Raw genomic sequence first — 25,299 nt, forward strand, 5'->3', positions numbered from 1 at the left:
GCAGGTCATGCAGGCGGCAGGCTGTAGCGGTGCTCCGGCCTGCCCGTCGTCCCGTAGCGCAGCTGGATTTCCACCGCGCCGTCGTCCGCCAGCGAGGACAGATACCGCTGCGCGGTGGCCCGCGATACGCCTACCCGGTTGGCGACCTCCACGGCGGAGTACTGCTCGTCGGGAACGAAGGAATCCAGGACCGCTGCCTCCGTGGCTGATCGGGGTTTAGACGACGGAGTGACGTCGCCCGGGATCAGCGATCGCTTGGCGCGTTCCACGGCATCCTGGTCCAGTGCCCCCGGCTGAGACAGAAGGCGGCGGTACCTGGCGTACGACCGCAGCTGCTGTGAGAGGGATTCGGCAGTGAACGGCTTCAAGAGGTAGCCGAGCGCGCCGCGGCGGAAGGCGGCGCTGACGGAGGCAGGGTCGGAGGCTGCGCTCAGAATCACGGTGTCCACGTCCAGCTGCTGGAGTAGGTCGAGTCCGGAGGCATCGGGCAGGTAGACGTCAAGCAGCACCAGGTCCGGACGGAGGCTGTGGACCGACTGCAGCGCCAGCGATGCTGTTCCCACCGGGGCCAGCGCCAGGAACCCGGCCACCGAATCCACGTACGCGGCGTGCAGTTTGGCCACGTGGAAGTCGTCATCGACTATCAGCACACGGAAGTCATCGGCCATGATCGTCCTTTCCTGCTCCATCGTTCCCCCGTGAATCCTTCGCCGCCGCGGTCGTGCCGGGCAGGGAAGCCATAAAGACCGCTCCCGGCCCGCCGGGCGTACCGGGCTCAAGCAACCGGACGTCCCCGCCGCGGCGCCGTGCCAGCTGGCGCACCAGCGCAAGCCCGAACCCCTGGCCGCCGCCGGCACGGACGGGGCCGGAAACTGTAGTGAAGCCTTCGGCAAAGATTGCCTCGGTGTCGGTTCCCGGCGCCAGCCCGTCTCCCGAGTCGGCAACCACCACATGAAGTGTCCCGCCGTCGTCGCCCGGTTCATCCATCACTTCCACCTCAACCCAGCGGGGGGTTCCTGTTCCGGCCACAGCGGCATTGACGGCGTTGTCAATCAGGTTGCCTAGAACCGTTGTGACGTCCTGCGCAGCTGTGACCTGCCCTCGGACCAGTGTTTCCGGCCCAATGCGCAAGGCAACGCCGCGCTCGTCGGCCTCAACCCCTTTTGCGCCCACGAAGGCCTGCAGATATGGGTCCTGAAGAAGTTCGGCCTGGTCTACCGGGAACTTCAGAGGCCCCGTCGCTGCCAACCGCGCCAGGTATTCGCGGGCCTGCTGGTGCTGACCGATGCTCATGAACCCGGCGATGGTGTGGAGCTGGTTGGCGAACTCGTGCCGCTGGGCGCGCAACGCAGTGGACATGGTTCCCACCGCGTCCAGCTGCCGGGTAAGTTGCTGCAGCTCCGTGCGGTCCCGCAGCATGAGCACCCATCCCAGGTCCTCGCGCCGATGAAGGGCCTTGCGGGCGCTGGCGACCAGTACGCGCTCACCGGCTACAAGCTCGACAGCGGAAGGGGAAGCGGAACCGGCGCCCGGCTCTGTCAGGGCCTTGAGCTGATCCGGGACGGGCGCGTCCTCCCACCGCGTTCCTGCCAGGTCCTCCTGCCCCAGTAGCCGCTGTGCTGCTGCGTTGAAGACGCTGATTCTCCCGTCCGCGGAAACACCGATCACGCCCTCGTCCACACCCTGAAGCACAGCCACCTGGTCATGGACCAGGGTGCTGATCTCCTCGGGTTCCAGACCCAGGGTGAGTCGGCGCAGCCGCCGACGCAGCAGGAAGGAGCCAAGCACGCCGGCCAACAGGGCGCCGGCGGCAGTCAGGGCAACTGGTCCCACGTCCTGGGCTACGCTCTGGCTCACGGTCTCCATGGAGTAGCCGACGCTGACCTCTCCAACCACGGCTGAGCTGTCGGGGGCGTAGACAGGAACTTTGGCTCCGGCGGAAGGCCCCAGTGTGCCTGTGTTGCGGGTGGTGACCTCGCGCCCTGCCAGGGCCTCGGTGGGATCGGTACTGACTTGCTCCCCGAGCCGCGCAGGATCGGGATGGGCGAGGCGAAGCCCGGTGTCGTCGGTGATGACCACGAACAACGCTCCGGTCCGTGTACGGGCTGCTTCCGCGGTGGCCATCAGGGGGCCGGCGGCCAGCTGGGCGGCCGGAGGGGTCCCCTCCTGTCGGCTGATGGCCAGCACGTCCGCCCTGACGGACGGATCCGACGCCACCGTCCTGGCAAGGGTTAGCGCCTGGGCCTCCGCCTCGTCGCCCGCCCGCTCATAGGTCAGCCAGGCGTGGACGGCGGCGCTGAGCAGGACCACGAGCAATACCACCGCCAGCTGCAGCAGGAGTGTCTGGGTGGAGAACCGCAGCGCGGGGCGCGGCCTGGGACGCGGCACGGTCCTCCTTTAAGCGGGTGCGGGGGCGATCGGACGTGGCGCCCTTCGGTGGGTGAGCACAATGAGCAAAATGCTCGCAACAAGCAGTATGTCAATCAAATCAACCAAAGGCACTGCCGTGACGGCGGTCACCCTACAGTTTGTATCACGCGTCACATTGCTGTGCCGCTGTTCACACAGAAGGAGCCGGCCGTGCTGGTAATACTTGGATTCGCGATGATCGCGGTGTTCATGGTGCTGATCATGACGAAGAAGTTGTCGCCGGTGCTGGCGCTGATCATCGTCCCCACAATTTTCGGTCTTTTCGCAGGTGCAGGCCTTGGCATCGGCGAGATGGTCATGGAATCGATGAAGTCGATGACCTCAACAGCAGCCCTGTTGATGTTCGCCATCATCTATTTCGGTTTGATGATCGACGTCGGCCTCTTTGACCCGCTGGTTCGCTTCATCCTTCGGAAACTGGGCAATGATCCCGCCAAAGTGGTCCTCGGTACCGCGCTCCTCGCTGCCGCAGTATCTCTTGACGGTGACGGCTCCACGACCTTTATCCTCACCACGGCCGCTATGCTGCCGATCTACCTTCGGCTGAAGATGAGCCCTGTGGTGCTGACCTGTGTGGCCGGCCTCGCCAACGGCACGATGAACATCGTGCCCTGGGGTGGACCGACCGCCCGGGCAGCCACCGCACTCAACATCGACGTCAACGATGTCTTCGTTCCGATGCTGCCCTCCCTCCTTGGTGGCATCGCCCTGGTTCTTGCCTTCGCCTGGATGCTCGGCATCCAGGAGCGCAACCGTCTCCGCGCCACGCAGCCCGAGCTCTGGGGAGCGCCTGACACGTTCGACGGCGGTGCCCCCGCCGGCCGTTCCGGTGTCGGCGGTTCGTACGCGGGCCGCGGACGTCCGGGAACCAACCCCGGGGGAGCGGCTCCCGCCGTCGGTGGTTCTTCCGTCGCTGTACTGGAAGGTACCGAGCCTGTAGCGGATGTTCGCGATAACGCTCTGGCGGGCACCTCCCTGGACCCGAACCGCAGTACCCTCCGTCCGAAGCTGCAGTGGTTCAACCTTGCGCTCACCGTCGCAGTAATGGGCATGCTCATCGCCGACCTTGTACCCCTGCCGTACGTCTTCATGGTGGGCTCCGCGATTGCTCTGTTGGTGAACTTTCCCCACGTCAAGGACCAGAGCGCGCAACTTGTTGCCCACGCGCCGTCGGTCGTTGCAGTAGTCAGCATGGTCATGGCGGCCGCGGTCCTGACCGGCGTCCTGACGGGTACCGGCATGGTCGAGGCAATGTCCGCCTGGCTGGTGCAGATCATCCCGTCCAGCATGGGCCCCTTCCTGGCAGTCATCACCGGCGTCCTCAGCATCCCCATGACGTTTTTCATGAGCAACGACGCCTTTTACTTCGGTGTACTGCCAGTTCTGAGCGAGACCGCAGGTCACTACGGGATCAGTGCTGCTGAAATGGCACGCGCTTCGATTACCGGCCAGCCCTTCCACATGCAGAGCCCCCTCGTCCCAGCGATCCTCCTCCTCGTGTCGCTGGCCAAGGTTGATCTGGGGGACCACCACAAGAAGGTTCTGTGGCGCAGCGCCGTTGTGTCGCTGCTGATGCTGGGAATCGGCATGCTGACCGGAGCGATTGGAATCGGCTAACCTGTAGCTGCCGTGCTGCTGTGGCTGCGGTGCTGCCGCACGCTGGCTGGCAGCACGGCATAACCTGTCCCCGCATCAGATCCCGGGTATAACCATGAGTTGGCAGAAAGTGTTTTCGACACTGGCCTCCACAAGGCTGCGTGAGGCATACGCCCACGCGGTGCTGGGAGAGGATCCTGAAGTGCAGCCAAAGGAGCGAGCAAAGCTCATCGAGTCAGGACTGCTTGATGCCGACGGTTCGGTCAATGACGCCCTGTTCAAGGAGCTCCTGGCAGCCGCATCAGCCCCGCGGCCGCAGGGCGTCGACAGGTTCTTTCGTGAAGGACGTCTGGACGGACTTCCGGCGGGGCATGCCGACCGGCTGTCAGTGCTCGAGCACCTGGCCGATCGCCTGTTTCCGGGCGGGCAGGAGCTGACCGAGCCGCAGGTCAACCTGCTGATCGCCACTGTTACGCGCGATATCCCTACGCTGAGGCGCGCGCTGGTCGATTACGGGTACCTTGTACGGAATGCGGACGGAACCGGGTACCGGCGTTCAGAGGTCGCCTAACTTAACCTGATCGTTGCATTGGTCCGGTCACAGTCGCACGGCTGATCTGCCACACTCGGATCATCGGTGTCCTACCCCGGAGGAGTCATTCATGGACATTACGGTCAGGCAGGCCGGCGAGAACGATTACGCCGAGATCAGGCGCATCACCGTGGCCGCCTACGCGGATGCCGGATACATCGACGACGACTACGCCTACAACCACATCCTCGGTGCTATCGAGAACCGGGGCTATGCGGGCGCCTCGCTGCTGGTAGCGGAATCGGACGGAGCAATTGTCGGCTCCGTGTTCATGACCAGGGCGGGCGGTGACTTCAGTGACGTCGCCCACGACGGTGAACTCGAGTTCCGTATGCTGGCTGTTGCCCCGGACCAGCAGCACAAGGGAATCGGGCATGCGCTGGTCCGTGAGGTCATCGACCGTGCACGCCGGGACCCGGATCTGTCAGGTGTGGTCCTGACTATCGCGCCGCAAATGGACGGACAGCACAAGCTGTATGAGGAGATGAACTTCGTCCGCATGCCGTCCCGCGACTTCGTGCTGTCTGACTCCTTCTCTCTGCACGTGTACAAGCTCGCCCTCTGACGGCGTCAGGAGGGCGCTGGTTCCAACCCTCTGTGGGTTCGTCATGTGCGCAAGCCGTACTTCGGCTCGGGACAGGGCACAATGGATAGGCGCATTTCGGCGCCCTCCCAGAACAAGGCATAACCAATGACCCTCACCATCCGTCGTGTAACGGAGAACGATTACGACGACGTCCGCCGGATCACCCGCGACGCCTACCTTCACGCCGGCTACTTCGACGCGGCCGACCACCCCTATGTGCAGGTGCTCGCCGACGTCGAGCACCGGGCTGAGCACGCCGAGGTCTGGGTGGGCGAGGATGACGGCGTCGTGATCGGGTCGTTTGCGATCACTTTCGAGGGTCAGCGCTACACGGATATTGCCATCGCCGGTGAATTGGAGTTCCGTATGCTCGCCGTTGACCCGGCCGTCCAGCGAGGAGGCTACGGGCGCCGGATGGTCGAGTGGATCATTGACTACGCCCGCACCGTCGACGGCGTAGAGGCAGTCAGCCTGACGAGCGGCACGGACATGGTGCGTGCGCATCGACTGTACGAGTCGCTCGGTTTCGAGAGGGTGCCCAGCCGCGACTGGTGGGTACCGGGTGAGGACATCGAGCTGTGGGTCTTCCGACTGGAGCTGTGATCGAGGTGCCCCCTTCGCAGTCCGGTGACGGACTGAAGCGCGCATAGACTAGAACCCGAAACCCCATGCCATTCAAGATCCTGGAGAAACATGCCCGAGATCACCCGTGAGGACGTCGCGCATCTTGCCCGGCTCGCACACATCGACATGAGCGCCGAGGAGTTGGACCGGATGGCCGGTGAACTGGCCGTCATCGTCGATTCCGTCAAGGCGGTCAGCGAAGCGGCCGGCGACGACGTTCCGGCGACCAGCCACCCCATCCCGTTGAGCAACGTCTACCGGGATGACGTCATTGGCGAAACCCTCAGCAACGACGAGGCTCTGAGCGGTGCCCCCGACAACGCGGACGGCCGCTTCAAGGTCCCCGCAATCCTGGACGAGGAGTAAACGATGTCCGATCTCACCAGGCTCAGCGCTGCCCAACTCGCGGAGAAGCTCACTTCCCGCGAGATCTCGGCAGTCGAAACCGTCCAGGCGCACCTTGACCGCATCGGCGAGGTCGATCCGGCCATCAACGCCTTCCTCCACGTCAACACCGACGAAGCACTGCGCGTCGCTTCCGAGGTGGACAAAGAGCGTTCGCTCGGCGACGCAATGCACCCGCTCGCCGGCGTGCCGATCGCCGTCAAGGACCTGATCGTGACCAAGGGCCAGCCCACCACGGCAGGGTCCAAGATTCTCGAGGGCTGGCACAGCCCGTACGACGCCACGGTGGTCCGGCGCCTCCGCGACGCCAAGATGCCGATCCTCGGCAAGACCAACCTTGACGAGTTCGCCATGGGCTCGTCCACGGAACATTCGGCCTACGGACCGACCCGCAACCCCTGGGACCTTGAGCGTATTCCGGGAGGATCCGGCGGCGGATCGGCCGCAGCTGTCGCGGCCTTCGAGGCACCCCTCGCCCTGGGTACCGACACCGGTGGTTCCATCCGCCAACCCGGAGCAGTCACCGGAACGGTAGGCGTCAAGCCGACGTACGGCGGCGTCTCCCGGTATGGTGCCATCGCCATGGCGTCGTCCCTCGACCAGATCGGTCCCGTAACCCGCACGGTCCTTGACTCGGCCATGCTGCACGAGGTCATCGGCGGACACGACCCCCACGACTCCACCTCGCTGACCGACCCGGTCGGCGCCCTCGTTGAAGCTGCCCGCAACGCCGACGTCAAGGGCATGCGCATCGGCGTCATCAAGGAACTCCAGGGGGAGGGCTACCAGGAGGGTGTTCAGGCACGTTTCAACGAAGCCCTGGACCTGCTGCGTCAGGCCGGTGCCGACGTCGTTGAGGTCTCCTGTCCCAACTTCAAGTACGCATTGGGCGCCTACTACCTGATCATGCCTTCGGAGGCATCGAGCAACCTCGCAAAGTACGACGGCGTCCGCTTCGGACTGCGCGTCGTGCCAGACGGCGCTCCCACCATTGAGCGCGTCATGGGCGCCACCCGCGCCGCCGGCTTCGGAGACGAGGTCAAGCGCCGCATCATCCTCGGCACCTACGCGCTCAGCGCCGGCTACTACGACGCCTACTATGGCTCGGCACAGAAGGTGCGCACCCTCATCCAGCGCGACTTCGACGCGGCGTTCACCCAGGCGGACGTGCTCATCTCACCGACGGCTCCCACCACGGCATTCAAGCTGGGGGAGAAGCTGGACGATCCGCTGGCCATGTACCTCAATGACGTCGCGACCATCCCGGCGAACATGGCGGGAGTTCCCGGCATCTCGGTTCCGGGTGGACTCTCGGACGGATTGCCCGTCGGGATCCAGTTCCTGGCCCCCGCACGTGAGGACGCCCGGCTCTACCGGGCGGGCGCGGCACTGGAGACCCTGCTCGAAAACACCTGGGGCGGACCCCTGCTGGCACAGGCACCAGAGATCGCTGGAGTGAAATAAATGACTTCTGAAACCGCCGAAATCCTGTCCTTCGAAGAGGCCATGGAGAAGTTCGATCCGGTACTCGGATTCGAGGTGCACGTTGAGCTCAACACCCGCACCAAGATGTTCTCCAGCGCACCGAACGCGTTCGGTGACACCCCGAACACCAACGTCACTCCGGTGGATCTGGGCCTGCCCGGCGTGCTTCCGGTCATCAACCGCGTGGCGGTCGAGTCCTCGATCAAGATCGGCCTCGCGCTGAACTGCAAGATCGCCGAGCGATGCCACTTCGCCCGGAAGAACTACTTCTACCCGGACACCCCGAAGAACTTCCAGACCTCGCAGTATGACGAACCGATCGCCTACGACGGCTCCATCGACATCGAGCTCGCCGACGGCACTGTCTTCACGATCGAGATCGAACGGGCGCACATGGAGGAGGACGCCGGCAAGCTCACCCACATGGGCGGCTCCACCGGCCGAATCCAGGGCGCCGAGTTCTCACTCGTCGACTACAACCGCGCCGGGGTTCCCCTCGTCGAGATCGTGACGAAGCCCATCGTCGGTGCCGGTGAGCGTGCTCCCGAGCTCGCGAAGGCCTACGTCGCCGCCATCCGCGAGATCGTCAAGAACCTCGGCGTATCGGATGCCCGCATGGAACGCGGGAACGTTCGCTGCGACGCCAACGTGTCACTGAAGCCCAAGGGCCAGGAGAAGTTCGGTACGCGGACCGAGACGAAGAACGTGAACTCGCTTCGCGCCGTCGAGCACGCTGTCCGGTACGAGATCCAGCGCCACGCCGCAGTGCTCGACGCCGGCGGCACCATCACGCAGGAAACGCGCCACTGGCATGAGGACACCCGGTCGACGACGGCGGGACGTCCCAAGTCCGACGCCGACGACTACCGCTACTTCCCGGAGCCGGACCTGGTGCCCGTGGTGACCGACGACGCGTGGATCGAGAAACTCCGCAGCGAACTCCCCGAACCGCCCGCCGCACGCCGCAAGCGCCTGCAGGCTGACTGGGGCTACTCCGACGCCGAATTCCGCGACGTGGTCAACGCCGGCGTCATGGACTCCATCGAGGAGACCGTCGCTGCAGGCGTGAAGCCCGCAACCGCCCGCAAGTGGTGGATGGGCGAGATCTCCCGCCGTGCCAAGGTCGCCGACCTCGAGCCCGCTGAGCTGGGCGTCACTCCGGCCCTGATCGTGGAACTTCAGGGTCTCATCGACTCCGGCAAGATCAACGACAAGCTCTCCCGTGAAGTGCTCGACGGCGTGCTCGCCGGCGAGGGCACGCCCACCGAAGTGGTGGCCCAGAGGGGCCTCGAAGTTGTGTCCGACGACGGCGCCCTCCTCGAAGCGATTGACGGCGCCCTTGCGGCCCAGCCCGATGTTGCGGATAAGATCCGCGGCGGAAAGCTGCAGGCGGTCGGCGCTATCGTCGGCGGGGTCATGAAGGCAACCCGCGGCCAGGCAGACGCCGGCCGGGTCCGCCAGTTGATCCTGGAGCGGCTCGGAGTCGAAGGGTAGCCAAGCCGTTCGGACGACTGACAGGAACGGGTAGGGGGCCAGCGGTGGCGAACATGCCGGCAGCAGAGGTGAACGTCACCGCTGAGCTGGTGGCGCGCCTGCTCGCCGATCAGCACCCCGATCTCGCCGGCCTGCCGCTCGCCCGGGCTGCCAACGGCTGGGACAATGCGATCTTTCGGCTCGGCGATGATCTGGCCGTCCGCCTGCCCCGCCGGCAGGCGGCGGCCGACCTCATCCGGAACGAGCAGCGCTGGCTGCCCGAACTCAGTGTGAGCCTGCAGGCGGTGACACCCGTTCAGTTGCGGACGGGCACGCCGTCGTCGTACTTTCCCTGGTACTGGACCATCACACAGTGGGTGGACGGGATACAGGCGGCGGGAATCGAGCCGCACGGCCGCTCCCAAGCGGCCGAAGACCTCGCACGCTTCGTGCTGGCCTTTCAACGCCCGGCACCTCCGGATGCCCCACGCAATCCGGTGCGCGGCGGACCGCTTTCCACCCGCAACGCGGCTGTGGAGGAGCGGGTCGCCTCCGCGGGGCTGTCCGAGGACCTACTCTTCCTGTGGCGCGACCTGCGGGACCAACCGGAATGGGATGGCTCGCCTCTCTGGCTGCACGGCGATTTGCATGCGGCGAACCTTGTCCTGGACCGGGCGGGAGGCCTCGCGGCCGTTCTCGACTTCGGGGACCTGACGTCCGGGGATCCAGCGACGGACCTCGCCGCTGCCTGGATGGTCTTCGACGGCGGGGGCCGCAGGACTTTCATGGAAACAATCAACAGTGAACGGGCTCCCGATGCGGCGACGTGGCGGCGCGCCCGCGGATGGGCCCTGTGCATGGCCTCGGCCATGGCCGCCATCTCCGACGACAACCCGACTTTCCGCTCCATGGGGGTCCGGATTCTCGAGGAAGTACTGCTTGACGAAGGGGTCACCGGTTGAAGTTCTCGCATGTCTCCCGCGTCCAGACCGAGGGCGACAACCACGTCATGGAAGACGCCTGCGGTTACCGGAACAACGCTGCCTGGATGATCGACGGTGCAACGAGCCTCCTCGACGAACTCGATCTCCCCGGCGCTTCCAACCCCTCCTGGTATGCACAGGTACTGGGACTGGCGCTTGCTGAAAGCGCCGGGCCGAGCGATGCCCGCTCGGTTCTCGCCGCGGCGCTCGCGAAGGTGGACGACATCGGCCACCAGCTGGTCGGCGCCGAATCCGAGCGGTTCCCAAGCGCCGCAGTCTCGCTCATCACAGCGGACGACGACGGCACGCTCTCCGTCCTCAGCCTCGCCGACTGCCACGTGGTTGCAGGCTTCGGGAACGGGGAGGTGCAGCACGTCGGCGAGGCGTTGCCGGGATCGTCGTCGCTTGAGGAGCTGCGCGCGGCGCGCCTGAGGCGGAACACACCGGACGGCGTCTGGGTTGCTCGCCGCGAGCCGGCCGCAGCTCAACATGCGCAGCTCGTGACGCTCGAATCGGTGCACACCGTGGCTCTGGCGTCGGACGGTGCGTGGCGCGCTGTCGACCTGGGGCTTGTCCGCGGTCCCGAGGAGTTTCTTGAGGCGGTGCAGACTCCAATGGGGGCGCAGGAGCTTATGCTGATGCTGCGGACCACCCAGGACGAGATCGGCGAAGCAGCTGACGACGCCTCGGTCCTGTGCGTCGCACTGACGGAGCAGTAGCCGGACGTCAGCCGCATTTTTCGCGGAGACCAGCGGAGCGTGAGGAGATACGGCCATGGCCGAAACAGCAGACGTCGTCATCGTCGGTGGTGGGATTGCGGGACTGTCGCTCGCGTCGGCGCTCACGTCAAACACCCGCGCGCGGCTGAGGGTTGTCCTCCTCGAGGCAGAACACTCGCTCGCGTACCACACGTCCTCACGGTCAGCCCGGCAGCTGATTCCCAGTTATGGGCCGGAGGTGATCCGCCGGCTCACGGACCGGACGCTGAACCTCCTCCGGGAACTTGAGGGCGGCCTGTCTTTGCCGGTTCTGTCGCCCCGCAGCTTCATGCTGATCGGCTCCGAGGAGACTGTCGCTGCCCGTGCCAGCGGCGCAATGGAACGCATCCCGTGGGAGGAAGCGGTGCGTCTCTGCCCACAGATCGCGCCGGCTTCAGACGCCCACGGTTACGACGCCGCCGGCCTCGACACCACCTCCGTCGGCTGCAATACCGATGTGTTGCTCGAGCACCATCGTGAACGCGCCACTGCAGGCGGCACCAAGATCCTGACGGGTGCCCGGGTCCACTCCGTCCAGCAGTTGCGTACCGCCTGGCAAGTCGGCGCCGGACCGCACGCAGTACATGCCGCCGTCGTCGTCAATGCTGCAGGCGCCTGGGCAGATGAACTTGCTGTCCTGTCCGGGGTGGCCACGCAGGGCCTGCGCCCCTACCGGCGCACGGCAGCCGTCGTCGCGGCGAGGAATATGCCCGCTCCGGATTCCCCGATGGTCGCGGCAGCGGATGACAGTTTCTACTTCCGCAGGGACGACGGCGGTGTCCTGATTTCGCCTGCAGAGTCCGTTCCCAGCGTGCCTGAGGACGCGCAGCCCCGCCCCGAGGATCTTGAAGCGCTGATTTCCCGCCTCGGTTCGGTGACCGAACTGGAAATCGAGCACGTCCTGAGGGCATGGACGGGATTACGCACCCAGGTGGCCGATGGCCTGCCCGTGGTGGGTTTCGACCCCGAGGCCGAGGGCTTTTTCTGGTTAGCGGGCCAGGGCGGCTACGGGTTCCAGACGTCGTCGGCGATCGCGGAACTGGCGGCCGGACTCATCTCCGGCGCCGGCCCGGGATCCGGAGGCGGACAGGCCATTGCCGCAGCGCTCGCAGCGGACCGCTAGCCGAGGACGTGCCCTGCGGGCGCGCATCGCTGTTTCGCCCGAGGTGGACAGCTCCCGGAGTTCAGCACAGCGCTCCCGGGACTAAAGTAAAAGCATGAAGGTTGAAGAGACGCCGCTTCCGGGAATCGGCGTACGCAAGGATATTGTCACGGCTTCAGGCCGCAGAATCGGGACCGTCACCCAGCGTGACGGTGAGACGGAGTTGATCGTCTCCCGTGCCGATGACCCGGACGCATGTCTGGCGTCCATTCCGCTCACCGCCGAGGAAGCCTCTACCCTCGGGAACCTGCTTGGTGCGCACCAGCTCGTGGCGCAGTTGACCGAGGCTCACCGCGACCTTCCGGGCGTGAACACCCGCCAGTTCCTCGTGGAGGTCGACTCTCCCTATGACGGACGCAAGCTGGGGGATACCAAGATGAGGACCCGTTCCAGCGTGTCGATCGTTGCTGTACTTCGGCGGGGCCAGGTGCAGGCTTCGCCTACGCCGGATTTTGTGCTCGGGTCAGGTGACCTGCTCGTAGCGGTCGGCACCTCCGAGGGGCTCGACACCGCCGCCGAGATCCTCCGCGGCGGCTGAGCCGCCCGTGGGAAGTCACAGCGCGCTGGTTCTCATTGAACTGGGGGCCGTCTTTTTCGGCCTCGGTATCCTGGCAAGACTCGCCGGACGGATAGGACTCTCACCCATCCCGCTCTACCTGGTCGGAGGGCTGTTCTTCGGTCACGGCGGGCTCATCGAGCTCGACGGTGTGGCGGAGTTCAGCGAGATCGCCAGTGAAATCGGCGTCGTCCTCCTGCTCTTGCTGCTCGGGCTCGAGTACACGGCGGGGGAGCTGGTCACCGGCCTCAGACAGTCGTGGATGGCCGGCGTACTGGACATTGTGTTGAACTTCCTGCCGGGCGTGCTGATTGCACTCGTGCTCGGATGGGGCGGCATCGGAGCTTTCGTGCTTGGCGGCGTGACCTACATATCGTCGTCAGGCATCGTGGCGAAGGTCCTCTCGGACCTCGGACGGCTCGGAAACCGCGAAACACCGGTGGTCCTTTCGCTCCTGGTCTTCGAGGACCTGGCCATGGCGGTGTACCTGCCGATCCTCACCACCGTCCTGGCAGGCGTGAGCTTCGCCGGCGGTCTCCAGGCGGTGGGAATCTCGCTCGTTGTCGTGACCATCGTCCTCGTGGTAGCGCTGCGCTTCGGCGCGACAGTCTCCGCCGTTGTCGACTCGAAAGACCGGGAGGTCTTCCTGCTGACGCTGATCGGCGGGGCGCTTCTGGTGGCAGGTCTTGCCTCTGCCATGCAGGTGTCCGCCGCCGTCGGCGCGTTCCTGCTGGGTATCGCCATCTCCGGGGCCACAGCCACCAACGCTGCTCGCCTCCTCGAACCCCTGCGTGACCTGTTCGCTGCCGTCTTCTTTGTCGTCTTCGGGCTCAACACCGATCCCGCAACCATTCCGCCCGTCCTCGGTTACGCACTCCTGCTCGCGCTCATCACCACGATCACCAAGGTGGCAACGGGCTGGTGGGCTGCAAAACGGCAGGGTGTCGGACGCCTGGGCCGTGCCCGCGCCGGTGCCGCCCTGATTGCACGCGGTGAGTTCTCGATCGTCATCGCCGGCCTTGCAGTCGCTTCGGGAGCGGTGACCGAGGAGCTTGCTGCACTCGCAACTGCCTACGTCCTGCTCATGGCCGTGTTTGGACCGATCGCTGCGCGGCTCGCGGAACCGGCAATGAACCTGTTCCGAAGGAGCGTACCGCTACCGGTGTAGCCCGGATACGCCGACGCGGCCCGAGGGAGCACACGGTGACATTGCGGCGTCTGATTGATTGCGGTTCGACCCACTCTGTGACCTGTGGAAACGGTCATTTCACCTCCGCCGTAACGGTTATGCGCCGATGGCTTCCGCGCCGGATCCTTACGCTGTCAGCAGCCCTACGATGATCCCACCTACTCAAATGAAAGGTGGTGCATCATGCACACACTTCGTGCGCTGCTGGCGAGTCTGCTCCTCATTGTCGGATTCAGCCTGGTAGCGCCGGCCCCTGCATCCGCGGCTCCGTACTGTGGAATCACGTGGGGCTCACTAGCGAAGACCAGCACGGCCCAAACCAGTGCTCCCGTCGTGAACGCCCGAGCGGGACGACACGCCTGCTTCGATCGGCTCGTGATCGACGTGCGCGGCGCTGGTGCCGGCTACACCGTTCGCTACGTCAGCGCCGTCACCGGGACTTCCGGGCTGCCGACGCCATTGCGTGGAGCCGCTGACATCCAGGTCACGGTCAACGCCCCCGCCCACGACGGCAGCATGAACGCAACCTACCGCCCGGCCGTCCGGTCCGAAGCGGTCAATGTCACCGGGTTCACAACCTTCCGCCAGGTGGCTTACATAGACAGTTTCGAGAGCCGCACAACCTTCGGCCTCGGCGTCCGCGCCCGTCTTCCGTTCCGGGTCTTCACCCTCGCCGGACCGGGCACCTCATCCAGACTGGTCATCGACGTGGCCCACCGCTGGTAGGGGATATCCGCCCCACCTTCCGGCGGATGGCGTCACATAATGGCGCCTTGGGTTTCTCAGGGCGCCATTATCCTTGCCCCGCCCGCGGGCGGGTGCCTACGCCAGAGGCTCCTCCAACACACGGTCGACGGCGTCGACCACGACGCCGGCCTCCACCAGCTTGCGTACGGCCTCGATCTCCGGAGCGAGGTACCGGTCGGTTCCCGGTCCCTCGACCACCTCACGGATGGCGGTGCGGGCGGCATGGATGGCCGGGGAACTGCAGGAGTTGGCCAGGCCTCCGTCGCGCGCGTCCAGGGCACGGGCAGAGGTGAGCAGTTCGATCGCCACAACGCGGGTGAGCCCGTCCAGCGCGCGCCGCAGCTTCAGGCCCGCCGACCAGCCCATCGACACATGGTCCTCCTGCATGGCGGAGGACGGGATGGAATCGACGGACGCCGGCACTGCTAGCCGCTTCAGCTCGGAGACGATGCCCGCCTGCGTGTACTGGGCGATCATGTGCCCGGAATCGACGCCGGGATCATGGGCGAGGAAAGGATTGAGGCCGTGGTTGCGGCTCTTGTCCAGGAAGCGGTCGGTGCGGCGTTCGCTCATGGAAGCCAGGTCCGCGACGGCGATCGCCAGGAAATCGAGCGCGTAGCCGATCGGAGCGCCGTGGAAGTTGCCGTTCGACTCCACCCTGCCGTCTGGGGTAACTACAGGGTTGTCGATGGCCGATCCGAGTTCGATCGCGGCGACTGTTTCGACGTGCGCCAGGGTAGCCCGCACAGCACCGTGCACCTGAGGAGCGCACCGCAGCGAGTAGGCATCCTGGACGCGGGTGAACCTGTGCGCTTTGCGTTCCTCGGAGGCATGTTCGCCGATCAACCGTGATCCGGCCAGGACCCGGCGAATGTTCGCGGCGGAGGCCACCTGCCCGGGGTGCGGCCGGAGCTGATGAAGGTCCTCGGCGAAGACGCTGTCGGTGCCCAGCAGTCCCTCGACACTCATCGCGGCGGCGAGGTCGGCGGTGCGCAGCAGCCGGTGGAGATCGGCGGAAGCGAGCACGAGCATGCCGAGCATTCCGTCGGTGCCGTTGATGAGGGCGAGACCCTCTTTTTCCCGCAGCTCAACCGGGGCGATGCCGGCGGCAGCGAGCGCTTCAGCGGCGGGCAGCAGCGCGCCGTCGTCGTTCCTTACCTCACCTTCACCCATCAGGGCCAGCGCCACGTGCGAGAGCGGGGCGAGGTCACCGGAGCAGCCGAGCGAGCCGTACTCACCGATGACCGGAGTGATGCCGGCGTTGAGCATGTCCGCGTAGGTCTGAGCGACGATGGGCCGAACTCCTGTTCGCCCCGTGGCCATGGTGGAGAGGCGGCCGAGCATCAGACCGCGCACTACTTCCCGGTCGACCTCCGCACCCGACGACGCCGCGTGGCTGCGGATGAGGCTGCGCTGCAGGTGCGTTCGTTCCTGTACGGGGATGTGCTTGGTGGCCAGGGCGCCGAAACCTGTGGACACGCCGTAGTGCGGCGTCGGGTCATCGATGAGGGCATCGATCACCGCTCGGCTTGCCTTCATTGCGGCCAGCGAGTCCTCGCTGAGCTCCACCCGGGCGCCGTGCCGCGCGACTGCGACCACCTCCGCAGGGGCGAGTGCTCCCAAACCGATACTGACGATTGTGCCGTGCCGCATGCTGTCCTCTTCCCGTCCTGCGAGCCACGCTCTTGCCAACAGATGAAATGAGCGTTTCAATAAGTGAAATACAAATTGGCCTCGAACGCAAGGAAGAAACTGTGGCGGATACCTCTACCCGCACCGTCGAGCGCGCACTGCTGCTCCTCGGCACGGTGTGCGACCGGGGATCGGTGACGCTGGCGGACGCCGCCCGCGACGCCGGACTCTCCGCCTCTACTGCGCTGCGGCTGCTGCGCACCCTGGAGGGCACCGGCTTCGTCCGCCGGGACGACGACGGCTACCGGCCCGGCATGCGCGTGGTGCAGCTCGGCGCGCAGGCCCTCTCGCACGAATCGCTCGTGTCTCTCGCGGAAAGCGCACTCGAACGACTGGTCGACTCCACGGGTGAGTCCGCCTACCTGAACGTTCCGTCCCACGACGGCCACGGCATCTACCTTTCTGTCCGTGAAGGCACCCATTCTGTCCGCCACACCAGCTGGGTTGGCCGGAGTATTCCGCTGACCGGCACGGCGGCTGGAGCGGTCCTCGGTGGAGAGACACCCTCTGACGGGTACGTGGTGGTCAGCAACGGCATCGAACCCGACGTCACGGCGATTGCCGCTCCCATCGAATCAGGCGGCCAGGTGGTGGCCGCGCTGAGCGTTGTGGTGCCGACCTACCGGATCACCGCCGACGGCGCACGCCGTATCGGCCGCCAGGTCGCCCGTGAAGCAGCCGGGATCCTCCACGCCCCACAGGGTGTCTCCAACGACGGCACCCAATCACCTTCATCGAACGAGTCCCCGATACCAGGAGCACAGTCATGACCGGATTCACCCAGCACGATCCCTCCCGCGCCATCCGCGCACCCCGCGGCACAGAGCTGTCCACGAAGAGCTGGCAGACCGAAGCCCCCCTGCGGATGCTGATGAACAACCTGGACCCGGAGGTCGCCGAACGCCCGGAAGATCTCGTCGTCTACGGAGGAACCGGCCGGGCCGCGCGCAGCTGGGAGGCGTATGACGCGATCGTCGCCACGCTCAAGGACCTGGAGGAGGATGAAACACTCCTAGTGCAGTCGGGCAAGCCGGTGGGCGTTTTCCGTACCAACCCGTGGGCGCCGCGCGTACTCCTCGCCAATTCCAATCTGGTGGGGGACTGGGCGACGTGGCCCGAGTTCCGCCGCCTCGAGGCCGAGGGGCTGATGATGTACGGGCAGATGACGGCAGGATCCTGGATCTATATCGGCACTCAGGGCATCCTGCAGGGCACGTACGAAACCTTCGCCGCCGTGGCGAATGCCGGATTCGGTGGAACGCTCGCCGGCACCCTCACACTGACGGCGGGATGCGGAGGAATGGGCGGGGCCCAGCCGCTGGCGGTCACCCTCAACGGAGGCGCGGTCCTGATTATCGACGTCGACGAGACCCGCCTGCGCCGGCGTGCCGCGAAGCGCTACCTCGACGTCGTCGCTTCCGACCTTGAGGATGGGTTGGCCCAGGTTCTCGAAGCGAAGCGGGAGAAGCGCGCCCTGTCAGTAGGCGTCGTTGGGAATGCCGCAGAGATTGTGCCGGCACTGCTGGAAAGGCAGCGGAACGGTGAGTTCAGCATCGACATCGTCACGGACCAGACGTCCGCCCACGATCCGCTGAGCTACCTGCCCGAGGGCATGGGCGTCGACGAGTGGGAGCGGGAGGCCTCCAGCGATCCGGATGGTTTCACCAAGAAGGCCCAGACGTCGATGGCACGGCACGTTGAAGCGATGGTCGGTTTCCAGGACGCCGGCGCCACCGTCTTCGATTACGGCAACTCCATCCGGGACGAGGCCCGCAAGGGCGGTTACGAGCGCGCGTTCGCATTCCCCGGCTTCGTTCCGGCGTACATCCGGCCGCTCTTCTGTGAGGGCCTCGGACCTTTCCGCTGGGTTGCGCTGTCAGGAGACCCGGCGGATATCGCGGTGACGGACGCTGCTCTGAAGGAACTGTTCCCCGACAACGCGCACCTGCACCGGTGGCTCGACGCGGCCGGTGACCTGGTGGAGTTCGAAGGCCTGCCGGCGCGCATCTGCTGGCTGGGCTACGGTGACCGCGCCAAGGCGGGCCTGCTCTTCAACCGGCTCGTCGCCGAGGGCAAGGTATCAGCGCCCATCGTCATCGGCCGTGACCACCTCGACTCGGGCTCCGTCGCCTCGCCGTACCGCGAGACCGAAGCGATGGCGGACGGCTCCGATGCCATCGCCGACTGGCCGCTGCTGAACGCCATGCTCAACACCGCCTCTGGCGCCACCTGGGTCTCCATTCACCACGGCGGCGGCGTCGGCATCGGGCGTTCGATTCACGCCGGGCAGGTGTCTGTCGCCGATGGAACGGCCCTGGCCGCCGAGAAGCTGGAGCGGCTCCTCACGAATGACCCGGGGACCGGCGTCATCCGCCACGTCGACGCCGGCTACGAACGTGCACAGGAGGTGGCCCATGAGCGCGGAGTCCGCATTCCCATGGAGCGCTGACTCCGCAGGAGGACGCAGCTCAGGCGTTCTGCCAGAGTCCCATGACGTTGCCTTCCGGGTCGCGGAAATAGGCGGCGAACCCCATCTCGCCGACCGCCAACTTCTCGCCGACCGGGGATCCTCCGAGCGAGGTGACTTTCCCGAGGGCGTCTTCGATATTTTCGACGTCGATGGTGATGATCGGTCCGGCCAGTTCACCGCCGTCGCGCCTGAACATGCCGCCGTTGATGTACCCGGGCTCAGTGGGCCCTCGGTCTCCGGCAGGGCCGGTGACCGCAGCGGTGTACTCGAACTCGGGCATCTGCGGCGTGTCCCAGCCGAATGCCTCGCGGTAGAACGTCCGGGCGCGATCGCCGTCGTCGAACGGGATCTCGAAATGCACAACACGTCCGCTCACAATGAACTCCTCCGGATTGATTGGGATAGCAGTGTGCTGGTGAGTCTAGGCCCGATATCCGGCACTGCACAGGGGTACAACACGTCTTCCGGAAGAACGTCCGCACACGGGAAGGGAAACCATTGGACAGCGTAAGCAACCTGCTGGGAGCAATCGAGGATGTCGGGCGGGACGCGACCCGCGGCGGGTACTCCCGGCCGGTCTTCTCCAACGCGGAGCTGGACCTGAGGTCGTGGTTCGAGCAGGAGGCAACCCGGCGCGGCCTCGAGGTCGAGACCGACCGCAACGGCATCCTCTGGGCCTGGTGGGACACCGGCTCGGAGCGCAGCGACAGCTCTCGGGACGGCGCACTCGTCACCGGCAGCCACCTGGACTCCGTTCCCGGCGGCGGCGCGTTTGACGGGCCCCTCGGGGTCGCTTCGGCACTCGCCGCCGTCGACGTCCTGAAGCAGCGGGGCGTGCAACCGCAGCGGGCGCTGGCCGTCACGGTGTTTCCGGAAGAGGAAGGCTCCCGTTTCGGAGTTGCCTGTCTCGGATCGAGGCTGCTGACGGGCGGGATCGATCCGGATGCGGCACGGAACCTCAGGGACCCCGATGGCGTGAGCTTCGCAGAGGCTGCACGAGCCAACGGGCTGGACCCTGCTCATCTCGGCAAGGACGACGACGCACTCCGACGGATCGGCGACTTCGTGGAGCTTCACGTCGAGCAGGGCCGCGGGTTGATCGACCTCGATTCGCCCTTCGCAATCGGCACATCGGTCATCGGCCACGGGCGGTGGAAGCTGTCCATCACCGGGCAGGGTAACCACGCCGGCACCACGCTCATGGCCGACCGCGCCGACCCGATGGTCGCTGCTGCCCAGGTCATCCTGGCGATCCGGAAGACCGCCGCGGCAACGCCCGAGGCCCGCGCCACCGTTGGCAGGGTCCAGCCCATTCCGGGCGGCACGAACGTGATCGCGTCACGGGTGGACCTCTGGATCGACGTCCGCCACCCGGACGACGCCGTTACCGCCTCACTGGTCGAGTCCATTCACGGCCAGGCACAGAAGGCCGCCGCATTTGAAGGATGCGCTGCGGCGCTGACCCGCGAGTCGGTGAGCGGCACGGTGAATTTCGACGGCGAACTTCAGCGCCAGCTGCAGCTGGCCATCCCCGGTGCTCCAGGCCTTCCCACCGGAGCAGGGCACGACGCCGGCATCCTTGCCGCACACGTGCCCTCCGCCATGCTGTACGTACGCAATCCGACCGGTATCAGCCACTCACCCGAGGAACACGTCGAGGACGCCGACGCCGACGCCGGCGCGGTTGCACTCGCCGACGTGCTGGAGCGGCTGCTGTGAAAACGCTGTGGTGTGAACGGGCCTGGCTGGAGCCCGGAGAGATCATGGCCGGCGTCCGGGTGGAGGTCGGTGACGACGGCGTGGTCCGACGGATGACCCGCGGCAGCGAGTGCTCCCCTGAGGACCTTCGGCTGGATGGCGTCGTGTTCCCCGCAGCGGCCAATGCGCATTCGCACGCGTTCCACCGGGTCCTCCGGGGCCGTACACACGCCGGCTCCGGCACCTTCTGGACCTGGCGCGAGGCAATGTATGGGGCAGCGGGTCTCCTCACCCCGCAGCTGTACGAGGAACTTGCCACCGCTGTCTACACCGAGATGGTTGGGGCCGGCTGGACCAGCGTGGCCGAGTTCCATTACCTGCACCACCGTGCGGACGGTACCCCGTATGGCTCAGCTGACGACCGCGGCCCGCACGCCATGGAGTTCGCACTGGCGCGCGCTGCGGTTGCCGCCGGGATTCGCCTCACACTCCTTGACACCTGCTACCTCTCGTCGGGGTTCGGCGCTTCGGTGCTGCCTGAACAGACACGTTTCACCGATGGAAGCGCCCGGTCCTGGCTCACCCGGTGGAAGTCCCTGCGCGACGCGATGGCTGAGCAGTACAGCACCGCTCAGGTCACGGTCGGCGCGGCGATCCACTCCGTACGCGCGGTCGATGAACCGGCCCTGGCGTTCATCGCGCAAAACCTTCCCGCTGACGTGCCGCTCCACATCCACCTCTCCGAACAGCCCGCGGAGAACCGCGACTGCATTGACGCGACAGGATTCACGCCTGCCGGGCTGCTGGCCCGCCACAACCTCCTGTCCGAACGGCTCACGGCGGTGCACGCCACCCACCTGAACGAGGAAGACGTCAAACTTCTCGGAACGGCGGGGGTCACCATCGCCATGTGCCCCACCACGGAAGCGGATCTCGCCGACGGGATAGGCCCTGCCACCGCTCTCCGTGATGCCGGCGCAGTGGTGGCGCTGGGCACTGACCAGCACGCCGTCGTCGACCCCTGGCTTGAGATGAGGGCGCTGGAACACGGCGAACGGCTGGCCAGCGGACAACGGGGACGTTTCTCACCCGCAGAACTGGTGCGTGCTGCTACTGCCGGTGGTTCCAGGGCACTCGGGCGCCGCGCTGCGGGGCTCCAACCTGGTCAAGTGTGTGACCTGATGGTCCTTGACCCGCGGTCGACCCGCACAACGGGCTCTTCCGCGGACCAGTTGGCGCTGACGGCAACAGCGCAGGACGTGCTCGCCGTCGTCGTCGGTGGGGAAGTGCTTGCTCGCAACGGCAGCCATGTCCGGCTGGGAGAGCCGGCGGTCCTCCTCTCCGCTGCCATCTCCCGGCTTGATGCCGCGGTGGACCTTGATGCCGCGGTGGACCTTAATGCGGCAGTGAACCTTGATGTATCAGCGACCCCAGGGAAGGCACGGTCATGACAGCAAAGACAACGGTTCTCACGAACATCGGCGAGCTCATGACACAGGACGCAGAGCACCGGGTACTGAAGGACGCCGCCGTCGTGCTCGAGGGGGAGCAGATCGTGTGGATCGGCGCGACGCGCGACGCACCGGCCGCTGACCACCACTACGATGCCGCGGGCCGTGCCTGCCTTCCGGGTTGGGTGGACAGCCACACCCACCTCGTGTTTGCCGGGGACCGGACGGCCGAATTCGAAGCGCGGATGGCCGGACAGTCCTACGCAGCCGGAGGCATTTCCGTCACGGTGGACGCCACCCGCAGCGCTCCTGACGAAGAGTTGAGCGCCCTGCTGGTTTCGCGTGCCGCGGAAGCTATGGCGGGAGGCACCACCTACCTTGAGACAAAGACGGGGTACGGGCTCGACGTCGATGAGGAGGCGCGCAGCGCACGGCTCGCGGCCGCTGTGGCCGACGAGGTGACGTTCCTCGGCGCACACCTTGTACCGCAAGGGTGGAACGCGGACGATTACGTGCGGGCGGTCACCGGACCGATGCTCAGCGCGGTCCGCCCCTACGTCCGGTGGGCCGACGTCTTCTGCGAGACCGGTGCCTTCACCCCTGACCAGAGCCGGCAAGTGCTCCGGGCGTGCCGGGAGGCGGGGTTGGGCCTGCGCGTTCACGGCAACCAGCTGGGACCGGGGGAGGGCGTGCAGCTCGCGGTGGAGGAGCGGGCGGCGAGCGTGGACCATGTGAACTACCTGTCGTCGTCGGACCTTGACGCGCTCGCCGGCTCATGGTCGGACTGGGAGGGCGGACCCGGCACCCGGGGGACCGTTGCCACCTGCCTGCCTGCCTGCGATCTGTCCACCCGGCAACCCCTCGCGCCCGCCCGTAAATTGCTGGACGCGGGAATCCCGATTGCGCTCGCTTCAAACTGCAACCCGGGCACGTCCTACACCACGTCCATGGCGTTCTGCGTGGCGACGGCGGTGCTGCAGATGGGTCTGACGGTCCACGAGGCTGTGCGGGCGGCAACCTACGGTGGTGCCCTCGCCCTCCGTCGGGAACGCTCAGCCGACGACGGCGGTGCCTCCGCGTCCGACGGTGTCTCCGCCTCCGACGGTGTCCTTTCCGGCGGTGCACCGGCTGGTGGTTCACTGGCTGTCGGTTCTTTGGCTGTCGGTTCACTGGCTATCGGACACCGCGCGGATCTGCACTTGCTCGACGCGCCGTCCGCGACGCATCTGGCCTACCGCCCCGGGATGCAGCTGACCCATGCGGTGTGGCGCGCCGGGCAACGTGTGCGCTGATCCAGGCACGGGACGGTTCCGGCACGGGGTTCTTTTGGCGCGGGGTTCTTTTGGCGCGGGGCTGTTCGGTGGCGCGGGCTGTCCGGTGACGTGCGGGCTTTGGTCGGAACGGTCCGGTACGGCACCATGAAGGCATGTCAACCGCAAGGACCAGCCAGTCGTCGTCGTTGTCGTCTTCTCCGGCTGGCGAGAGGAGAATCAAGGCTGAGATTCTGATCGTCCTCGGACTGTCACTCGGCCAGGCCGGGGTGTATGCGATTGTCGAGCTGATCGACAAGCTGACCCAGGCGCCACTGTCCGCTCAGACCACGCGTCTGAACCCCGTGCTCGATGACCGGCAGTACTTCGACCTGACCTATCAGCTGCTGGGCATCTTCTTTGCGCTGGTTCCGGTGGTCCTCGTGCTCTTCCTCCTGACGGAACCCGGGAAATCAGCGTTCCGACGCATCGGTTTCACCTTCCGCAAACCGAAGGTCGATTTCGGTCTGGGCGTGGCGTTGGCGGCCGTCATCGGAATTGGGACCCTTGGTGTGTACGCCGCCGGGCGGGCGCTTGGCATCACCACCGCGATCATTCCAACCGCTCTGGACACCTATTGGTGGACCCTGCCCGTGCTCGTGCTGTCCGCGCTCCGGCACGCAGTCCTGGAGGAGGTCATCGTGGTCGGCTATCTCTTCGAGCGGCTCCGGGAACTCGGCTGGTCAGTTGCTGCGATTGTCGTGACCTCGGCACTACTGCGTGGGAGCTACCACCTGTATCAGGGGATCGGACCGTTCATCGGCAACGTGATCATGGGGTTGATCTTCGGCTACGCCTACACCCGTGCCAAGCGGGTGATGCCGCTCGTGGTGGCGCATGCCCAGCTCGACATCGCCGGTTTTGTGGGTTTCGCGTTGTTTGGCTCGGCCATCGGGATCGGGAACTGATCGAAACTGTTTCATGGCGGAAGCAAGTGTGGCCCCGGCTCTGACGATCCGGGGCCGCAGCCGTTTATTGGCGACGTTAGATTTGGACTGCGCCCTTCGGAGTCTCGAAGGTGACCGACATAATCCCGGGAGTGCCGTTGGGAGCGATCCACTCCACGTCCACGTCATCGAGCGGGTGGCTTACGGGAGTGCCAAGCCATTCTGTGACACGCGCTGCAGAGCCTGCGATAGTCAGGGCGCTGAGCCGCACGGATGCGGGCCGGGCCTGGGAGGGGTGGAGGGACTGCGTGCCGTCGTCCCAGCGGATCATGTACGGAACCTGCGGATCAGCGATGAGGCCCTTGATGCCGATCTGCTGCCAGGTCAGCTCCTGGCCATCGGGGAATTTGCGGTTGCCGGGAACCGCGCTGCGGCCCAGACGCTCCTCGAAGGGGGCGAGGTCGTCAACGGCGACGCACCAGCCCATCCATCCGCCGCCCGCTTCCGACCTCGCGCGTACGGCCTGGCCGAAGGGCGCCTTGTCCGAGGCGGGGTGGTCGAGTACCTCCACAACCTCAAGGTACTGACCATTGACGAGAGGAAAAATCATGTTGCGGGTACCGAATCGTGGGTGGACGCCACCCTTCACGAATTCGATGCCCAGAGCGTCGGAAATCCGCTCCGCAGTGGCAGTCAGACCGTCGGGTTCGCAGGCATAAGACACATGATCCAGGCGCATGGCCCCATTTTGGCACTTTGTGATGGACGCCTCGACTTAGGGTTGCCTAAGTCACAACGAGAGGACTTGAAGGTCCAAGTAAAACCCAAGGTCGGCCACGCATAGTTGAGTCACACAGGGAGGCCGGTTCCGAGACCGCCGGATCTTCCTGCCGGGACACCCAATGGGTGTTCCCCTTGGGTGGGGCCGCCGTTACCCATAGACGAGACGGCCCCACTCAAGCACTGCGTCCGCGCCGGCTCTGAGCGCCCTGACGCAACCGTCTGTTTCACCGCGAGTCACAATAGTTGCCGTTTCCTGCCCTCTTCGGGTTCTCTTGTATGAGGTCACGAGTGACAGTGCGGTGGGTTCTGCCCGCCGGCGGCCCCGGCTTGCTGTCCGGCAACCCTCCTTCGCGGTGGGGTGCCCCGGGTGACGACCAGGCCCTGCATGTGGCGTGCAGGAGCAAGCGCGAGCTCTGAAGGCG

The 25,299-nt window shown here is 66.1% G+C and carries 24 protein-coding genes and 1 riboswitch; of the genes, 19 read left to right on the plus strand and 5 right to left on the minus strand.

What is annotated here, in order from left to right; translation table 11 throughout:
• Window positions 1-5: 5 nt before the first annotated feature.
• Entirely contained in the window at window positions 6-668 is a 663-nt protein-coding gene (locus AC5RU3_RS14760; protein ID WP_493966052.1) for a response regulator, read from the minus strand.
• On the minus strand, window positions 658-2,388 hold the full coding sequence (locus tag AC5RU3_RS14765) for a sensor histidine kinase (RefSeq protein WP_493966053.1): 1,731 nt from the start codon (window positions 2,386-2,388) through the stop codon (window positions 658-660). Before AC5RU3_RS14765 ends, AC5RU3_RS14760 begins: the two co-directional genes overlap by 11 nt.
• Window positions 2,389-2,580: 192 nt before the next feature.
• Here AC5RU3_RS14765 and AC5RU3_RS14770 point away from each other — a divergent pair, with 192 nt between their 5' ends.
• From AC5RU3_RS14770 to AC5RU3_RS14830, 13 genes are all read left to right on the plus strand, one after another.
• Window positions 2,581-4,047, plus strand: coding sequence for a CitMHS family transporter (locus tag AC5RU3_RS14770; RefSeq protein WP_493966054.1), 1,467 nt, complete (start codon window positions 2,581-2,583; stop codon window positions 4,045-4,047).
• 94 nt (window positions 4,048-4,141) lie between these two features.
• Window positions 4,142-4,597: a DUF2087 domain-containing protein gene (locus AC5RU3_RS14775; protein ID WP_309123919.1), complete on the plus strand. Its 456-nt coding sequence runs from the start codon at window positions 4,142-4,144 to the stop codon at window positions 4,595-4,597.
• A gap of 91 nt (window positions 4,598-4,688) precedes the next feature.
• Window positions 4,689-5,183, plus strand: a complete 495-nt coding sequence (locus tag AC5RU3_RS14780; protein ID WP_309071386.1) for a GNAT family N-acetyltransferase — start codon at window positions 4,689-4,691, stop codon at window positions 5,181-5,183.
• Between the two features lie 126 nt (window positions 5,184-5,309).
• Window positions 5,310-5,807, plus strand: a complete 498-nt coding sequence (locus AC5RU3_RS14785) for a GNAT family N-acetyltransferase (RefSeq protein ID WP_309071387.1) — start codon at window positions 5,310-5,312, stop codon at window positions 5,805-5,807.
• Between the two features lie 90 nt (window positions 5,808-5,897).
• A complete protein-coding gene (gene gatC / locus AC5RU3_RS14790) occupies window positions 5,898-6,194 on the plus strand; it encodes an Asp-tRNA(Asn)/Glu-tRNA(Gln) amidotransferase subunit GatC (protein WP_309071388.1) in 297 nt (98 codons plus the stop codon).
• A 3-nt stretch (window positions 6,195-6,197) separates the two neighbouring features.
• Entirely contained in the window at window positions 6,198-7,697 is a 1,500-nt protein-coding gene (gatA, locus tag AC5RU3_RS14795; RefSeq protein ID WP_493966055.1) for an Asp-tRNA(Asn)/Glu-tRNA(Gln) amidotransferase subunit GatA, read from the plus strand.
• Complete coding sequence (gene gatB, locus AC5RU3_RS14800; protein WP_493966056.1) at window positions 7,698-9,212, plus strand: Asp-tRNA(Asn)/Glu-tRNA(Gln) amidotransferase subunit GatB; 1,515 nt, start codon at window positions 7,698-7,700, stop codon at window positions 9,210-9,212. It abuts the gene before it with no gap.
• Between the two features lie 53 nt (window positions 9,213-9,265).
• Window positions 9,266-10,153, plus strand: coding sequence for an aminoglycoside phosphotransferase family protein (locus AC5RU3_RS14805; RefSeq protein WP_493966128.1), 888 nt, complete (start codon window positions 9,266-9,268; stop codon window positions 10,151-10,153).
• On the plus strand, window positions 10,150-10,893 hold the full coding sequence (locus AC5RU3_RS14810) for a protein phosphatase 2C domain-containing protein (RefSeq protein ID WP_309071392.1): 744 nt from the start codon (window positions 10,150-10,152) through the stop codon (window positions 10,891-10,893). Before AC5RU3_RS14805 ends, AC5RU3_RS14810 begins: the two co-directional genes overlap by 4 nt.
• Before the next feature lie 55 nt (window positions 10,894-10,948).
• The gene (locus AC5RU3_RS14815) at window positions 10,949-12,055 is read left to right on the plus strand and encodes an NAD(P)/FAD-dependent oxidoreductase (protein WP_493966057.1); all 1,107 of its coding nucleotides are present in this window, start codon (window positions 10,949-10,951) and stop codon (window positions 12,053-12,055) included.
• A gap of 94 nt (window positions 12,056-12,149) precedes the next feature.
• A complete protein-coding gene (locus AC5RU3_RS14820) occupies window positions 12,150-12,632 on the plus strand; it encodes a cation:proton antiporter regulatory subunit (protein ID WP_493966058.1) in 483 nt (160 codons plus the stop codon).
• A 7-nt stretch (window positions 12,633-12,639) separates the two neighbouring features.
• The gene (locus tag AC5RU3_RS14825; protein WP_309071395.1) at window positions 12,640-13,818 is read left to right on the plus strand and encodes a cation:proton antiporter; all 1,179 of its coding nucleotides are present in this window, start codon (window positions 12,640-12,642) and stop codon (window positions 13,816-13,818) included.
• Window positions 13,819-14,022: 204 nt separating this feature from the next.
• Window positions 14,023-14,565, plus strand: a complete 543-nt coding sequence (locus AC5RU3_RS14830) for an AMIN-like domain-containing (lipo)protein (protein WP_493966059.1) — start codon at window positions 14,023-14,025, stop codon at window positions 14,563-14,565.
• Between the two features lie 96 nt (window positions 14,566-14,661).
• On the opposite strand, the gene hutH is transcribed toward AC5RU3_RS14830, so the two are convergent.
• Window positions 14,662-16,239, minus strand: a complete 1,578-nt coding sequence (gene hutH, locus AC5RU3_RS14835; RefSeq protein WP_309124699.1) for a histidine ammonia-lyase — start codon at window positions 16,237-16,239, stop codon at window positions 14,662-14,664.
• Between the two features lie 101 nt (window positions 16,240-16,340).
• On the opposite strand from hutH, the gene AC5RU3_RS14840 reads away from it, so the two are divergent.
• Entirely contained in the window at window positions 16,341-17,048 is a 708-nt protein-coding gene (locus AC5RU3_RS14840) for an IclR family transcriptional regulator (protein WP_458116818.1), read from the plus strand.
• Entirely contained in the window at window positions 17,045-18,727 is a 1,683-nt protein-coding gene (gene hutU, locus AC5RU3_RS14845; RefSeq protein ID WP_493966060.1) for a urocanate hydratase, read from the plus strand. Before AC5RU3_RS14840 ends, hutU begins: the two co-directional genes overlap by 4 nt.
• Before the next feature lie 19 nt (window positions 18,728-18,746).
• Here the strand turns inward: hutU and AC5RU3_RS14850 are convergent, their stop codons facing one another.
• Window positions 18,747-19,124: a VOC family protein gene (locus AC5RU3_RS14850; protein WP_493966061.1), complete on the minus strand. Its 378-nt coding sequence runs from the start codon at window positions 19,122-19,124 to the stop codon at window positions 18,747-18,749.
• Between the two features lie 122 nt (window positions 19,125-19,246).
• Here AC5RU3_RS14850 and AC5RU3_RS14855 point away from each other — a divergent pair, with 122 nt between their 5' ends.
• The 4 genes from AC5RU3_RS14855 to AC5RU3_RS14870 all read left to right on the plus strand — a co-directional run bounded on the left by AC5RU3_RS14855 (window position 19,247) and on the right by AC5RU3_RS14870 (window position 24,115).
• Complete coding sequence (locus AC5RU3_RS14855) at window positions 19,247-20,467, plus strand: allantoate amidohydrolase (protein ID WP_493966062.1); 1,221 nt, start codon at window positions 19,247-19,249, stop codon at window positions 20,465-20,467.
• On the plus strand, window positions 20,464-21,897 hold the full coding sequence (locus AC5RU3_RS14860) for a formimidoylglutamate deiminase (RefSeq protein ID WP_493966063.1): 1,434 nt from the start codon (window positions 20,464-20,466) through the stop codon (window positions 21,895-21,897). The genes AC5RU3_RS14855 and AC5RU3_RS14860 overlap by 4 nt, the downstream gene beginning before the upstream one ends.
• Window positions 21,894-23,189, plus strand: a complete 1,296-nt coding sequence (locus AC5RU3_RS14865; protein WP_493966064.1) for an amidohydrolase family protein — start codon at window positions 21,894-21,896, stop codon at window positions 23,187-23,189. Before AC5RU3_RS14860 ends, AC5RU3_RS14865 begins: the two co-directional genes overlap by 4 nt.
• Before the next feature lie 134 nt (window positions 23,190-23,323).
• On the plus strand, window positions 23,324-24,115 hold the full coding sequence (locus AC5RU3_RS14870; RefSeq protein ID WP_493966065.1) for a CPBP family intramembrane glutamic endopeptidase: 792 nt from the start codon (window positions 23,324-23,326) through the stop codon (window positions 24,113-24,115).
• 76 nt (window positions 24,116-24,191) lie between these two features.
• On the opposite strand, the gene AC5RU3_RS14875 is transcribed toward AC5RU3_RS14870, so the two are convergent.
• Entirely contained in the window at window positions 24,192-24,833 is a 642-nt protein-coding gene (locus AC5RU3_RS14875) for a VOC family protein (RefSeq protein ID WP_309124511.1), read from the minus strand.
• Between the two features lie 324 nt (window positions 24,834-25,157).
• Window positions 25,158-25,290, plus strand: a riboswitch (SAM riboswitch).
• Window positions 25,291-25,299 lie beyond the last annotated feature (9 nt).

The sequence above is a fragment of the Arthrobacter sp. MDB1-55 genome (assembly GCF_059092925.1).

What these genes read in the sequence shown, in the direction of transcription:
- gatC (WP_309071388.1), top strand. Translation starts at nt 5,898, where the DNA reads ATGCCCGAGATCACCCGTGAGGACGTCGCGCATCTTGCCCGGCTCGCA.
- gatB (WP_493966056.1), top strand. Translation starts at nt 7,698, where the DNA reads ATGACTTCTGAAACCGCCGAAATCCTGTCCTTCGAAGAGGCCATGGAG.
- AC5RU3_RS14780 (WP_309071386.1), top strand. Translation starts at nt 4,689, where the DNA reads ATGGACATTACGGTCAGGCAGGCCGGCGAGAACGATTACGCCGAGATC.
- gatA (WP_493966055.1), top strand. Translation starts at nt 6,198, where the DNA reads ATGTCCGATCTCACCAGGCTCAGCGCTGCCCAACTCGCGGAGAAGCTC.
- AC5RU3_RS14820 (WP_493966058.1), top strand. Translation starts at nt 12,150, where the DNA reads ATGAAGGTTGAAGAGACGCCGCTTCCGGGAATCGGCGTACGCAAGGAT.
- AC5RU3_RS14830 (WP_493966059.1), top strand. Translation starts at nt 14,023, where the DNA reads ATGCACACACTTCGTGCGCTGCTGGCGAGTCTGCTCCTCATTGTCGGA.
- AC5RU3_RS14785 (WP_309071387.1), top strand. Translation starts at nt 5,310, where the DNA reads ATGACCCTCACCATCCGTCGTGTAACGGAGAACGATTACGACGACGTC.
- AC5RU3_RS14815 (WP_493966057.1), top strand. Translation starts at nt 10,949, where the DNA reads ATGGCCGAAACAGCAGACGTCGTCATCGTCGGTGGTGGGATTGCGGGA.
- AC5RU3_RS14805 (WP_493966128.1), top strand. Translation starts at nt 9,266, where the DNA reads ATGCCGGCAGCAGAGGTGAACGTCACCGCTGAGCTGGTGGCGCGCCTG.
- AC5RU3_RS14775 (WP_309123919.1), top strand. Translation starts at nt 4,142, where the DNA reads ATGAGTTGGCAGAAAGTGTTTTCGACACTGGCCTCCACAAGGCTGCGT.
- AC5RU3_RS14865 (WP_493966064.1), top strand. Translation starts at nt 21,894, where the DNA reads ATGACAGCAAAGACAACGGTTCTCACGAACATCGGCGAGCTCATGACA.
- AC5RU3_RS14870 (WP_493966065.1), top strand. Translation starts at nt 23,324, where the DNA reads ATGTCAACCGCAAGGACCAGCCAGTCGTCGTCGTTGTCGTCTTCTCCG.
- hutH (WP_309124699.1), bottom strand. Translation starts at nt 16,239, where the DNA reads ATGCGGCACGGCACAATCGTCAGTATCGGTTTGGGAGCACTCGCCCCT.
- hutU (WP_493966060.1), top strand. Translation starts at nt 17,045, where the DNA reads ATGACCGGATTCACCCAGCACGATCCCTCCCGCGCCATCCGCGCACCC.
- AC5RU3_RS14760 (WP_493966052.1), bottom strand. Translation starts at nt 668, where the DNA reads ATGGCCGATGACTTCCGTGTGCTGATAGTCGATGACGACTTCCACGTG.
- AC5RU3_RS14875 (WP_309124511.1), bottom strand. Translation starts at nt 24,833, where the DNA reads ATGCGCCTGGATCATGTGTCTTATGCCTGCGAACCCGACGGTCTGACT.